Consider the following 13019-nt stretch of genomic DNA (forward strand, 5'->3'; position numbering starts at 1 on the left):
TGTGAGTCTGGCTCCCATGACGATTCAGGTAGCGAAACTCAGCGACCCCGCCGTCCGGGCCTTCGTCACCGCGGTGAACGCCCATGACCGGGACGCTTTCGAGGCGGTTCTGGCGCCCAGCGCCACCATGTCGGACGACGGCTCCGACCGTGACCTCGGCGACTGGACCGACCGGGAGATCTTCTCCTCCCGCGGCCACATGGACGTCGACAACGAGTCCAACGGCGGGCGTTCCCTCCTCGTGCGGTACCGCAACGACACCTGGGGCGAGATGAAGACGAAGTGGAGTTTCACGGTCGACGACGGCGGCCGGATCAGCCGCTTCGAGACCGGCCAGGCGTAGCCGTCCGTCGCACCGGCCGACGGTCACCGTCCGTCGTACGGCGCCTGGATACCGACGGGGTCGACCTCCACCCGCTGCACCTCTCCGACGCCGATCCGGAGCGTGCCGCCGAACTCCGCCAGACCCGCGAGGAGTCCGTGCGGAACGGGCTGATCCTGGCGTATGCGTGGAGCACCGACGACCTCGCGCGTGCGGCCGCCTTCGCGGCTGGCGAGCGCGGCGCCCGCGGTGCGGCACCGGCTGAACATCCTTCAGAGCGCGCCGAAGGGCCGCTCACCGGCGCGCAGTTGACCGAGGTCGACGGCGTGCTCGGACGGTGAGCGGCCCGGGAGGCGCGTGCGGGAGCGTGCGGGGCGTGTACGGGTGGCCGGGGCCGCCGCGGGCTCAGTAGCCCTGAGTGGCGCCGTACTGCTGCTGCGCGTACTGCTGCTGCCCGGAGAGGTGGTCCGCCCGCTGAGGGGCGGCGCGGCGGGCGCCGTCCTGCTCGGTCAGGGTGATCCGCCCGGCCTTGATGGTCGCGAGGCGCGGTGCGCGGCGGGCGATGGACGAGTCGTGGGTGACCATGATGAAGGTCAGCCCGTACTCGTGCCACAGCCCTTCGAGCAGGCCCATGATGTCGTCACGGGTGCCCTCGTCGAGGTTGCCGGTCGGCTCGTCGGCGAGCAGCACCTTCGGCTTCTTGACCAGTGCTCGGGCGATGGCGACCCGCTGCTGCTGACCGCCGGACAGCTCGGTCGGGACGTGCGTGAGGCGTTCGCCGAGGCCGACCGAGCGGAGGGCTTCGGCGGCCCGCTCGCGCCGCTCGGCGGGCTTGACGCCGAGGGGGACCAGGGCGGTCTCGACGTTCTCCTGCGCGGTCAGCGTCGGGATGAGGTTGAACGACTGGAAGATGATGCCGATCTTCTCGGCCCGCAGCCGGGTCAGCTTGGCCTCGCTGATGGAGGCGAGGTCCACGCCGTCCAGCTCGACGCTGCCGGAGGTCGGCCGGTCGAGACCGCCGATCATCTGGAGCAGCGTCGACTTGCCGCCGCCGGTGGGGCCCTGGATGACGAGCTGGTCGCCGTCCTCGATGGCGAGGTCGACGCCGCGCAGCGCCTCGACCGTCTCCTTGCCCCGCGTGTAGCGCTTGGTGACGCCGGTGAGCTTGTACATGAGGTTTCTCCGAGGATGAAGGGGGTGGGGCGCCGCGGCCCGGGGGAATGGAGGCGGCGCCCCGGCTCAAGGGGTGTGGCCCGGGGGCGGGTTACGAGACGCTGCGGAGCGCGTCGGCCGGGCGCATCCGGGAGGCACGCCAGCCGCCCATGGCTCCGGCGATCAGACCGCCCGTGATGGCCAGGCCCGCGGCGAGCGCGATGGTGGTCACCGAGACCGGCGCGGTGAGCGCGATGTCGATGGTGTTCTTGGCCGCGGAGGCCGCCTGTCCACCGGGACCGCCACCACCGGGACCGCCGCCCATGCCACCGCCGCCGGTGGAGCCGAGCTCCGCCGTCAGCTTCGGGCTGATCGCGGTGACGGCGTAGGCCGCGCCGAGACCGAGGGCGATGCCGAGGACGCCGCCGAGCAGACCGTTGACGATGGACTCGCCGACGACCTGGCGGGTGACCTTGCGGGAGGGCCAGCCGAGCGCCTTCAGGGTGCCGAACTCGCGCACCCGGCGGGAGACGGCGGAGGAGGTGAGCAGCGCCGCGACCAGGAAGGCGGCGACGAGGACCGCGACGGACAGCCACTTGCCGACGCTCGTCGCGAGGTTCGAGGCGGTGGACAGCGAGCCGGAGACGGTGTCCGCGAGGTCCGCCGAGGTGGTGACGGTCGTCCCGGAGATGTTCTTCTGGATGACCGCCTTGACCGTGTCGATCTGCTTCGAGTCGGTCGCCTTGACGTAGATCGTGGTGACCTTGTTCTTCGCGTCACCGAGCGTCTGGGCCTGCTTCAGCGGCAGGTAGACGTCGGTGGTCGACTCGCTGCTGTCGGGCGTCGCGATGCCGATGATCGTGTACTTCGTGCCGGAGATCTTGAAGGTCTTGCCGACCTTGTACTTGTTCTCCTTCGCGTACGACTTGCTGAGCACCGCGACCTTCGCGTCGGTCTGCGCGGCCGTGAACGTCCTGCCCGTGGTGATCTTCGAGGTGGCCAGCGGACCGAGGTCCTGGTGGGCCACGTCGACGCCCGCGACGGAGTAGGAGTTCACGTCGAAGGAGGCGCCGCCGCCCTGCACCTGCGGCGCACCCGTGCTGCCGCCGTTCTGGCCGCCGGGGCCGCCCTGCTGGGCGGAGCCCGAGGTGGAGGACTTCGCCTTGCCCTGGGTGAAGGAGCCGTCGACCTTGGTGACGTTCAGGCTGAGCGCGCCCACCGCGCTCGACACGCCCTTCTGTGCCGCGACCTCGGTGACGAGCGAGGACTTCAGGGACTGTCCGCCCTGGGTCATCACCCGGTCCGAGCTCTGCGTCTTGCTGCTGTCCGACTTGGCGTCGAAGTCGAACTTCGGCCGCCCCGAGGAGTTGCCCGTCGGTGCCGTCTGGGCCTTGGTGACCGTCATGTCCGTGCCGAGCCCGTACAGCGACTTCAGGACCTTGTCCTGTGCCTGCTGCATGCCGGCCGACACCGAGTTGACGGTGATGACCAGCGCGATACCGAGCGCCAGACCCAGGGCGATCACCAGCGCCGCCTTCTTGCGCCGGCTCAGCTCACGCTTGAGATAGATGCCAAACATCCCGTTCCTCAAAGGTTCTTGGCGCCCGCTGTGGGCGCGGCCACAAGCTATGGAGAAACCTTTGAGCCGGGCTGAGTAAGGGATGTGTGAGGGCTGAGAATCCGGACCCCCGAATCAATATTGCGTCAGACAGCCCATTCCTAAGCTCTCTAGGGCTCACTGCCAGGAAACGCCTGTTGAGTGACCCCTCGGTGAAGACCGGCGGGCCCGTTCTCCGCGCATCTCCCGGTGGGACGGGTGGAGGGTGCGAAGGGGCGGGCCCGTCGCTTCGCGCGCCGTTTTGCCGCCGCTTTGGAATCGGCATTCCTTCTCTTTGTCACCCCGCTGTCGGGCGTCCCGGACAGGCTTTGTACGGTCCCGGGATGCGTGATTCTTCCGGGCTCTCCCGCCGTGCCGCTCTGGGCCTCGCCGCCGCCGTACCTCTCGCCGCCACGACGGCCACGACCGCGTCCGCCGCGACGACGATCGGCGGTGCGCGACTGGCCCGTGCCGGGGTCCAGGCGAGCCGCGCGTCGGGCCTGCCCAAGCGGCTCACCGCCCGCGCCTGGCTGGTCGCGGACCACACCAGCGGTGAGGTGCTCGCCTCGTACAACGCGCACCGGCGGCTCGCGCCCGCCTCCACCCTGAAGATGCTGTTCGCGGACACCGTGCTGAAGAAGTTCGAGCGCACCGAGACGTACAAGGTGACCGACGCCGATCTCGCCGATGTCCCCGCGGGCTCCAGCCTCGTCGGCGTGAAGCCCGGCATCACCTACACCGTCGAGCAGCTCTGGCAGGGCGTCTTCCTGCGCTCCGGCAACGACGCGGTGCACGTGCTCAGCCATATGAACGGCGGCGTCGTGGCGACGGTCGCCGAGATGCAGGCCCTGGCGAAGGACCTGCAGGCCCTGGACACGCAGGTGGTCAGCCCCGACGGCTTCGACCACAAGGGCCAGTTGTCGTCCGCGTACGACCTGACGCTCTTCGCCCGGCACGGCCTCGCGAACGCCGACTTCCGCGGTTACTGCTCGACGAAGACCGCGGACTTCCCGGCCGGAGGCAAGAAGACCTTCCAGATCCAGAACACCGACCGTCTGCTCACGGGCGCGTGGGGCCTGGACACGTATGACGGCCTGATAGGCGTGAAGAACGGTTACACCAGCCATGCAGGCAACACCTTCACGGGTGCGGCGACCCGGGCCGGACGGACCCTCCTCGTGACGGTGATGCACCCGAAGAGCGGCGGCAACGGCGTCTACGAGGAGACGGCCCGGCTGCTCGACTGGGGTTTCGGAAAGGCGGCGGACGCCGAGCCGGTCGGCACGCTGGTCGATCCGCTCAGTGAGGGCGGTGCGAGCGCGGCGCCCACGCGGAAGGCGGCGAAGGGCGCCGCGGGAGCTCCGGCGGCGGACGCGGCGGCGGACGCGGGCGGACCGTCGTGGGGGCTGGTCGGCGGGGTCGGGGGAGCCGTGGCGCTCCTCGCGGGCGGCGCGCTGGCGCTGCGCAACCGCAGGCGCGGGTCCGCCGGGGAACCGGCCGAGGCGGAAGGCCGTCGGCCACGATGACGGGGGCAGCCGCTCCGCGGTCCGGTGCACACCTCGCGTCCCGCGCGAGGTCCGCCCCCACCCGGGCCGCGGAGCGACTGCCACCTCCCCCCTCGGTGTGGACCGTGGTCGAACCGAAGTCTCGTGCTTCAAGTGTGAAGCTCTGATGGGGGAGATGCTGAGCATAAGCCCACTAACGGCTTATATGGTCCGGAGGGTCAGCTTCCGTTTGTGCAGGTTGACCCGTTGACCAGTTGCCGGTGAACCACCCGGGCGCTCCGTACGTGCGCGTCAGCCACGGCCGACGTAAGGCATGGTCGTCGCCAGTACCGTCGCGAACTGCACATTCGCCTCCAGTGGCAGCTCGGCCATGTGCCGCACCGTGCGCGCCACATCGGCCACGTCCATCACCGGTTCGACCGACAGCTCGCCGTTCGCCTGGAGCGTCCCGGTCCGCATCCGCTCGGTCATGTCGGTGGCCGCGTTGCCGATGTCGATCTGGCCGCAGGCGATCCGGTACGGGCGCCCGTCCAGGGACAGTGACTTGGTCAGGCCCGTCAGCGCGTGCTTGGTCGCGGTGTACGCGATCGACCGGGGGCGGGGTGTGTGGGCCGAGATCGAGCCGTTGTTGATGATCCGCCCGCCCTGCGGGTCCTGCTCCTTCATCTGCCGGTACGCCGCCTGCGCGCACAGGAACGCGCCGTTCAGATTGGTGTCGACGACATGCCGCCAGGCGTCGTACGGCAGCTCTTCGAGCGGCACGCCGCCCGGCCCGAACGTGCCGGCGTTGTTGAACAGCAGGTCGAGCCGCCCGAACCGGTCCCGCGTGGCGGTGAAGAGGGCCGCCACCTCGTCGGGGTGTGATACGTCCGTGCGTACGGCGATCGAGGGTCCCTCGGGCGCGAGTGCCGCCGTCTCCTCCAGGGACTCGGCCCGGCGCCCGGCCAGCGCCACCGACCAGCCGGTGCGCAGCAGCTCGGCGGCCACCGCGCGGCCGATGCCGGAGCCCGCCCCGGTGACCACCGCGATCTTCGTCTGCAGGGGATTCATGGCGTTCATGGGCCCGCAGCGTACGGGAGCGCTGCTCGGCCGGTCCGGCGTCCGGAACTCACCCATCCGTCATCCGGCTGTTGTGTACGCGCCAAGTCGACGTTGATCCTGGCCACTCCAATGCCTCGTACGACCACAGTCAGGGGAGGGCAAGATGGCACCCGCAGGCCACGACCATCCGTCGCAGCACACCCCCGAACTCCGCGCCGTCGCCCGTCACATCGGGCGCCGCCGATTGCTGACCGTCACCGGCGCCGCCGCCGCGCTCGCCTTCGCCGTCGACCTGCCGGCCGCGGGCGTGGCGAGCGCCGCCGAACTCGACGCGGCGAAGATCACCGACGACCCCTTCACCCTCGGCGTCGCGTCCGGTGACCCGCTGCCGGGCTCCGTGCTCCTGTGGACACGGCTCGCACCCGCGCCGTACCAGGCCGACAGCGGTCTGCCCGCCGAACGCGTCACCGTGCACTGGGAACTGGCGCACGACGACCTCTTCCGCAAAGTCGTCAGACGCGGAACGGCCACCGCCCACCCCGAGTTCCACCACGCCGTGCACGTCGAGGTCGGCCACCTCGACGCGGACCGGGTCTTCCACTACCGCTTCCGGGCGGGCGGCTGGGTCAGCGAGACGGGCCGCACGCGCACCGCGCCCGCACCCGGCGCCCGGGTGTCCGCCCTCAAGCTCGCCGCCGTCTCCTGCCAGGCCTACCACGACGGGTACTTCACCGCGTACGGCCATCTCGCCGAAGAGGACGTCGACGTCGTCCTCCACCTCGGGGACTACCTGTACGAGTACGCCGTCAACTCCGTCGGCGGCGCCCGGAAGTACACCGACCGGACGCTCCCCGACCTCTTCAACCACGAGACAGTGACCCTGGAGGACTACCGGCTGCGGTACGCCCTCTACAAGTCCGACCCCGATCTGCGGGCCGCCCACGCCGCGCACCCCTTCGCCGTCACCTGGGACGACCACGAGACCGAGAACAACTACGCCGACGACATCGACGAGAACGGCGGCCCGCCCGAGGAGTTCCTGCTGCGCCGCGCCGCCGCCTACCGCGCGTACTGGGAGAACCAGCCCCTGCGCCACCCGCAGCTCCCGCACGGGCCCGACGCCCAGCTGTACCGCCGGCTGCGCTGGGGCCGGCTGGCGCAGTTCGACATCCTCGACACCCGGCAGTACCGCTCCAACCAGGCCTACGGCGACGGGTCGCACATCCCCGGGCCCGAGTCGGACGACCCGGCGCGCACCATCACCGGGCCGGCACAGGAGCGGTGGCTGATCGACGGCTGGCGCCGCTCGCACGCGCTGTGGAACCTCGTACCGCAGCAAGTCACCTTCTCCCAGCGCAAGCTGGACCTGAACCCGGTGGCCAAGGTGTCCATGGACGCCTGGGACGGCTACCGGGCCTCGCGCCGGCGGATCCTGGCGGGCGCCAAGTCCACCGGGACCGAGAACCTGATGGTGCTCACCGGAGACGTGCACGTGGGGTACGCCTTCGACATCCTGGACGACTTCGACGACCCCGCGTCGGCGACGCTCGGCACGGAGATCGTCGCCACCTCCGTCACCAGCGGCAAGGACGGCGCCGAAAAGCCCGCGAACTGGGCCACCTACACGCAGGCCAACCCCCACCTGAAGTTCTACAACGGGCGGCGCGGCTATGTGACCGTCGAGCTGGGACGGGACGCGGCGCGGGCCGACTTCAGGACGGTGTCCGCGGTGACGACCCCGGGGGCGCCCGTCACCACGGCCGCGTCCTTCGTGACGGAGGCGGGGAACCAGGGGCTCAAGCCGGCCTGACGTCCCGCGCGTCCGCCTCGCCGGGATAGCGGACGCCGACGCGGTCCCGGATCGTGTCGAGCGTCCGCATCACGGCGAGCGTGCCGTCGAGCGGGACGAGCGAGGACTCGGTCTCCCCGGCGCGCAGGGCGCGCATCACCTCGGCGGCCTCGTGCTTGAGGCTGTTGCGCCGGCCCGACGCGGGGTCGGCGCGGAACGTCTCGGGCTCGCGGCCGTCGCGGTGCAGGACGAAGTGGTCCGGGAAGAAGAAGCCGTCCGGGACGTCGATACGGCCCGCGGAGCCGGTGACGGAGGCGGCGACGGGGGTGCCGCCGTTGATGGAGCAGTGCACCGAAGCGAGAGCCCCGCTCTCGAAGGAGAGCAGCGCACCCGTCTGGAGATCGACGCCCTCGTCGGAGAGCACCGCTCTCGCGACGATGTCCGAGGGCTCCCCGAGCAGCAGCTGCGCGAACGACACCGGATAGATGCCGAGATCGAGCAGCGCACCGCCGCCCTGCGCCGGGTCCCGCAGCCGGTGCGAGGGCGGGAACGGTCCCGCGAGACCGAAGTCGGCCTGCACCGTGCGCACCTCACCGATCACGCCGTCGTCGACGAGCGCCTTCAGCCGCCGGACCAGCGGATTGCAGTACATCCACATGGCCTCCATCAGGAAGCGGTCGTGCCGCCGCGCGAGCGCGACCAGCTCCTCGGCCTCCCGCGAGTTCAGCGTGAACGCCTTCTCGCACAGCACATGGCGCCCCTCCTCCAGACACATCCCGGCCGCCACCCGGTGCGCCGAGTGCGGCGTGGCGACGTACACGATGTCGACGTCCTCGTCCGCGGCGAGCGACGCCCAGTCGCCGTACGCCCGCGGAATCCCGAACCGTTCCGCGAACGCCTTCGCCGAGGCGTCCGTCCGTGAGGCGACGGCCACCACCTCGGCGTCCGGCATGTCCACCAGATCAGCCGTGAACGCCGCGGCGATCCCGCCGGTCGCAAGAATTCCCCACCGCACGCGTTCACGCTCGCCCGTCATGCACGCCCCTTGATCCGTGACCCGAACACGCTGTTCGAACTGAGAGCATAGGGTGCGCATCTTTCGGAGAGGGAGGGGATCATGCCCGAGCGTGGCCGCACCATGCGGGACCAGGAGGGCCCGCGAGGGCACATACCGAACGCGGGGACCGCCGACACCGCACCGGTGGCCGCCGAGGCCACCCGGCCGGCCGGCGAACCGGCGTCCGGCGCCGCGCCACGACCGCCGGCAGGCCCGGGCTCACCCGGCCGCACCGGACTCCTCGTCACCCTGATTCTCGGCGGGCTCACCGCCACACCCCCGCTCGCGATGGACATGTACCTCCCCGCGCTGCCGGAGGTCACCGGATCGCTGCACGCGCCCGCCGCCACCGTGCAGCTCACGCTCACCGCGTGCCTCGCGGGCATGGCGCTCGGACAGCTCGTCGTCGGGCCGATGAGCGACAGATGGGGCCGCAGACGCCCGCTGCTCGCCGGCCTCGCCGTCTACGTCGTCGCCACCGTGCTGTGCGCCCTCGCGACCGACGTCGGACTCCTCGTCGCCTTCCGCCTCGCCCAGGGCCTCGCGGGCGCGGCCGGAATCGTGATCGCCCGCGCCGTCGTCCGCGACCTGTACGACGGCATGGCCATGGCCCGCTTCTTCTCCACCCTCATGCTGGTCTCCGGGGTCGCACCGGTCGTCGCGCCGCTCATCGGCGGACAGATCCTGCGCGTCACCGACTGGCGGGGCGTCTTCGTGGTCCTCACCGCGGTCGGCATCGCGCTGACCGCCGTCGTCTGGGCGAAGCTGCCCGAGACCCTCCCACCCGCCGCGCGGCACGGCGGAGGCGTCGGCGAGGCACTGCGCGCGATGCGCGGACTGCTCGCCGACCGGGTCTTCGCCGGGTACATGCTCGCGGGCGGCTTCACCTTCGCGGCCCTGTTCGCCTACATCTCCGCGTCGCCCTTCGTCATCCAGGAGATCTACGGCGCCTCCCCGCAGACCTTCAGCCTGCTCTTCGGCGTGAACTCGGTCGGTCTGGTGATCGCCGGTCAGATCAACGGCAAGCTGCTGGTGGGCAGGGTCGCCCTCGAGAAGGTCCTCGCCGTGGGCCTCGCGCTCGTCGTCCTCGCCGCGACCGCGCTGCTGCTCATGTCCAGTGGCGTCCTCGGCACGGTCGGGATCGCTCCGGTGGCCGCCGCGCTGTTCGTGCTGATGTCCGCCATGGGCCTCGCCCTGCCCAACACCCAGGCGCTCGCCCTCATGCGGGTGCGGCACGCGGCCGGATCCGCCTCCGCGCTGCTCGGCACCTCCTCCTTCCTCATCGGCGCGATCGCCTCCCCCCTCGTCGGCATCGCCGGAGAGAGAACCGCTGTCCCGATGGCCGTCGTCCAACTGGTGGCGGCACTGGTCGCCGTCGCCTGCTTCGTGGGACTGTGCCGTCCTCGGAGGACGGGACGTACATCGAACGGAAAGGCGGCGGACAGCTGAGCGCACCACGACTGCGGATCGGCACACCGGAACGGGCCGGACTCGACACCGGAGAACTGCGGCAACTCGTCCACGAGGTCCGCGCCCTCACGCGCGGGGCCGACCCCTGGGCGGCGGGCGTGGTGCTGGTCGCGGGGCGGGGCCCGGTCATCGCCGTCGAGGAGGCGGCGGGGTGGGCGGTGCGCTACGCGGCCTACGACGGGCAGACCGGCACCGGGGCCGAACTGCCGCCGGGCGCGCGCGTGCCGACGACCGTCCACACGCCCTTCGACCTGGCCTCGCTCACCAAGCTGTTCACGGCGGTCGCCGCGGTGCAGCAGCTGGAGCGCGGCACGCTGGGCGTCGACGCCCGGGTCGGCGCGTATCTGCCGGAGTTCCGCGCGGCCCGCGAGCACGGCATCACCGTACGGCAGTTGCTCACCCACACCTCCGGGCTGCGCCCCGAACTCCCGCTGTACGACTGCCCGGACGACACGGCCCGGCTGGCGCTGCTGCGCGCGGAGGCCCCCTCCTCCGAACCGGGCGCGTATCTGTACTCCGACCTCAACCTGCTGCTCCTGCAGTACGTGCTGGAACGCGTCACCGGCCGGGCGCTCGACGTACTCGTCCGCGACGGCATCACCCGCCCGCTCGGGATGCACGCCACCACCTTCGGACCCTGCCCCGGCGCGGCGGCCACGGAGGACCAGCGGCGCCCCTGGGCCAAGGCGGACCGGGGCATGCTGCGGGGCGTGGTGCACGACGAGAACGCCTGGGCGCTCGGCGGGGTGGCCGGTCACGCCGGCCTCTTCTCCACCGCGCGCGATCTGGCCGTCTTCTGCCGCACCCTGCTCGCGGGCGGCTCGTACGGCCCCGCCCGCATCCTCGGCCCCGACTTCGTCGAGCTCCTCCTCACCCCGCCGGGCCTCGGATTCGCCCTCGACCAGTCCTGGTTCATGGGCACCCTCGCGGGCCGCGGCGCGGCCGGCCACACCGGTTTCACCGGCACCTCGCTGGTCCTGGACCCGGCGACGGACACGTTCCTCGTGCTGCTCGCCAACACGGTCCACCCCCGCCGCCGCCCGGCGGACAACGCGCCCAGAGCGGCAGCGGCCACCCGGCTGCGGCGAGCGGTGCGGGGCACCTGAGAGATCGCCTCGCGGGCGCGGGCGGTGCGGGGCACCTGAGAGATCGCCTCGCGGGCGCGGGCGGTGCGGGGCACCTGAGAGAATCGGGCCGTGAACGCCCCCGTACCCCCCGTACCCCCCGCCGACACCCTGCGCAGCGCCCTCGCCGGGCTGCTCGACGGCCTGCCGCCGAAGGCCGCCGCACAGGCGGTCGAGCGGCTGATCGTGAACTACCGGGGGACCACCCCGACCCACGCGCCGATCCTCCGGGACCGCTCGGACGTGGCGGCCTACGCCGCCTACCGGATGCCCGCGACGTTCGAGGCGGTGCGCGCGGCGCTGGACGCGTTCGCGGACGCGGTGCCCGGCTGGGCGCCGGGGAGCCATGTGGACGTCGGCGGCGGCACCGGCGCGGCCACCTGGGCGGTGAACGCGACCTGGGAGGGCGTCCGCCCGGTGACCGTGCTCGACTGGGCCGAGCCGGCCCTCGCGCTCGGCCGGGAGATCGCCGCCGCCAACCCGGAGCTGAAGGGCGCCGAGTGGCACCGCTCCCGTATCGGAGCGGCGCTCACCATCGAGAGCACTGATCTCGTCACCGTCTCCTACGTCCTGGGCGAGCTCACCGAAGCCGACCGCGTCTCGGTCGTGGACGCCGCCGCGAGCGCCGCCCGGGCCGTCGTGATCATCGAGCCCGGCACCCCCTACGGCTACACCCGGGTCCTCGCCGCCCGCGACCGCCTGATCGGCGCCGGCTTCCACATCGCGGCCCCCTGCCCGCACAGCGCCGCCTGCCCCATCGTCCCCGGCCAGGACTGGTGCCACTTCTCCGCCCGGGTCGCCCGTTCCTCCCTGCACCGTCAGGTCAAGGGCGGTTCCCTGCCCTACGAGGACGAGAAGTTCAGCTATGTCGCCGCTACCCGCTTCCCGCCCGTCCCGGCGCCCAACCGCATCGTGCGCAAGCCGCAGATCCGCAAGGGGCAGGTCCTGCTCGACCTGTGCGAGCCGGACGAGGCGCTGCGCCGGGAGACGGTGACCAAACGCCACGGACCGCTGTACAAGGCGGCCCGTGACGCGGAGTGGGGCGACGCCTGGCCGCCGCCCGGGGACACTCCCTAGATCGCTCCCCGCCCTCGCCCCCGCTCCTGGCTCCCGGCCCGGCCGCGCAGTTCCTGCGTGCAGCACTTCACGCTGCCGCCGCCCTTGAGGAGCTCACCGAGGTCGACGCCGACGGGCACGAAGCCACGCTCCCGGAGCGGGTCGAAGAGGCCCGTCGCCTCCTGCGGCAACAGCACGTGCAGGCCGTCCGAGACCGCGTTGAGGCCCAGCGCGGCGGCGTCCTCGTCCTCGGCGGTCAGCGCGTCCGGGAACAGCCGGCGCAGCACCTCGCGGCTGCCGGGGGAGAAAGCCGGCGGGTAGTACATGACCTCGTCCGCCGTGTCGTCGAGGACGGCGAGAGCCGTGTCCAGGTGGTAGTAGCGCGGGTCGACCAGGTCCAGGCCGATCACCGGGCGGCCGAAGAACTCCTGCGCCTCCCCGTGCGAGAGCGGGCTCGCGCGAAAGCCGCGGCCCGCGAGCAGATACGACCCCGTGACCACGAAGTCGCCCTCTCCCTCGTTGATGTGCGCCAGCTCGCGGATGTGCGCGAACCCGCGGGCGCGGAACCACTCCAGGTGCGCCGCCGCCTCCGGTTCGCGCTCCCGGAAGGCGAACCGGGCGCCCAGCACCCGGCCGTCCACGACCGTCGCGCCGTTCGCCGCGAAGACCATGTCCGGCAGCCCGGGGCGGGGCGTGAGTTCCTCGACCGAGTGGCCGAGGGAGCGGTAGCGGTCCCGGAGGTCCTCCCACTGGGCGAGGGCGAGCGGTACGTCGACCGGCTTGGCGGGGTCCATCCACGGATTGATCGCGTACGTGACGTCGAAGTGCACCGGCGGGCACATGAGGTAGCGCCGGGGCGCGGCACGGCGGAGAGGAAGCAAGGAAGGCTCCTTACGCAACCGCAGG

The 13019-nt window shown here is 71.9% G+C and carries 12 protein-coding genes; 6 read left to right on the plus strand and 6 right to left on the minus strand.

What is annotated here, in order from left to right; all coding sequences use genetic code 11:
* Window positions 1–16: 16 nt before the first annotated feature.
* A complete protein-coding gene (locus ACWD68_RS11550; RefSeq protein WP_451806223.1) occupies window positions 17–343 on the plus strand; it encodes a nuclear transport factor 2 family protein in 327 nt (108 codons plus the stop codon).
* Window positions 344–366: 23 nt separating this feature from the next.
* Here ACWD68_RS11550 and ACWD68_RS11555 read toward each other — a convergent pair whose 3' ends face one another.
* The 3 genes from ACWD68_RS11555 to ACWD68_RS11565 form a co-directional block, all read right to left on the minus strand.
* On the minus strand, window positions 367–591 hold the full coding sequence (locus ACWD68_RS11555) for a hypothetical protein (protein WP_451806224.1): 225 nt from the start codon (window positions 589–591) through the stop codon (window positions 367–369).
* A 136-nt stretch (window positions 592–727) separates the two neighbouring features.
* The gene (locus ACWD68_RS11560) at window positions 728–1495 is read right to left on the minus strand and encodes an ABC transporter ATP-binding protein (protein ID WP_451806225.1); all 768 of its coding nucleotides are present in this window, start codon (window positions 1493–1495) and stop codon (window positions 728–730) included.
* 91 nt (window positions 1496–1586) lie between these two features.
* Window positions 1587–3053, minus strand: coding sequence for an ABC transporter permease (locus tag ACWD68_RS11565; RefSeq protein ID WP_451806226.1), 1467 nt, complete (start codon window positions 3051–3053; stop codon window positions 1587–1589).
* A gap of 362 nt (window positions 3054–3415) precedes the next feature.
* Between ACWD68_RS11565 and ACWD68_RS11570 the strand changes: the two genes are divergently transcribed.
* The gene (locus ACWD68_RS11570) at window positions 3416–4597 is read left to right on the plus strand and encodes a D-alanyl-D-alanine carboxypeptidase family protein (RefSeq protein ID WP_451806227.1); all 1182 of its coding nucleotides are present in this window, start codon (window positions 3416–3418) and stop codon (window positions 4595–4597) included.
* A 270-nt stretch (window positions 4598–4867) separates the two neighbouring features.
* On the opposite strand, the gene ACWD68_RS11575 is transcribed toward ACWD68_RS11570, so the two are convergent.
* A complete protein-coding gene (locus tag ACWD68_RS11575) occupies window positions 4868–5635 on the minus strand; it encodes an SDR family oxidoreductase (RefSeq protein WP_451806228.1) in 768 nt (255 codons plus the stop codon).
* A 145-nt stretch (window positions 5636–5780) separates the two neighbouring features.
* Here ACWD68_RS11575 and ACWD68_RS11580 point away from each other — a divergent pair, with 145 nt between their 5' ends.
* Complete coding sequence (locus ACWD68_RS11580) at window positions 5781–7427, plus strand: alkaline phosphatase D family protein (protein WP_451806229.1); 1647 nt, start codon at window positions 5781–5783, stop codon at window positions 7425–7427.
* Here the strand turns inward: ACWD68_RS11580 and ACWD68_RS11585 are convergent.
* Window positions 7414–8442, minus strand: a complete 1029-nt coding sequence (locus tag ACWD68_RS11585; protein ID WP_451806230.1) for a Gfo/Idh/MocA family protein — start codon at window positions 8440–8442, stop codon at window positions 7414–7416. The two genes, ACWD68_RS11580 and ACWD68_RS11585, sit on opposite strands and share 14 nt — an antisense overlap.
* A gap of 81 nt (window positions 8443–8523) precedes the next feature.
* On the opposite strand from ACWD68_RS11585, the gene ACWD68_RS11590 reads away from it, so the two are divergent.
* The 3 genes from ACWD68_RS11590 (at window position 8524) to ACWD68_RS11600 (ending at window position 12134) form a co-directional block, all read left to right on the plus strand.
* A complete protein-coding gene (locus ACWD68_RS11590) occupies window positions 8524–9912 on the plus strand; it encodes a multidrug effflux MFS transporter (protein ID WP_451806231.1) in 1389 nt (462 codons plus the stop codon).
* The gene (locus ACWD68_RS11595; protein WP_451806232.1) at window positions 9858–11039 is read left to right on the plus strand and encodes a serine hydrolase domain-containing protein; all 1182 of its coding nucleotides are present in this window, start codon (window positions 9858–9860) and stop codon (window positions 11037–11039) included. The genes ACWD68_RS11590 and ACWD68_RS11595 overlap by 55 nt, the downstream gene beginning before the upstream one ends.
* Window positions 11040–11129: 90 nt before the next feature.
* On the plus strand, window positions 11130–12134 hold the full coding sequence (locus tag ACWD68_RS11600) for a small ribosomal subunit Rsm22 family protein (RefSeq protein WP_451806233.1): 1005 nt from the start codon (window positions 11130–11132) through the stop codon (window positions 12132–12134).
* On the opposite strand, the gene ddaH is transcribed toward ACWD68_RS11600, so the two are convergent.
* Window positions 12131–12994, minus strand: coding sequence for a dimethylargininase (ddaH, locus tag ACWD68_RS11605; RefSeq protein WP_451806234.1), 864 nt, complete (start codon window positions 12992–12994; stop codon window positions 12131–12133). The genes ACWD68_RS11600 and ddaH overlap by 4 nt on opposite strands.
* Window positions 12995–13019: the final 25 nt, after the last annotated feature.

It is taken from the genome of Streptomyces sp. NPDC005141, assembly GCF_053599975.1.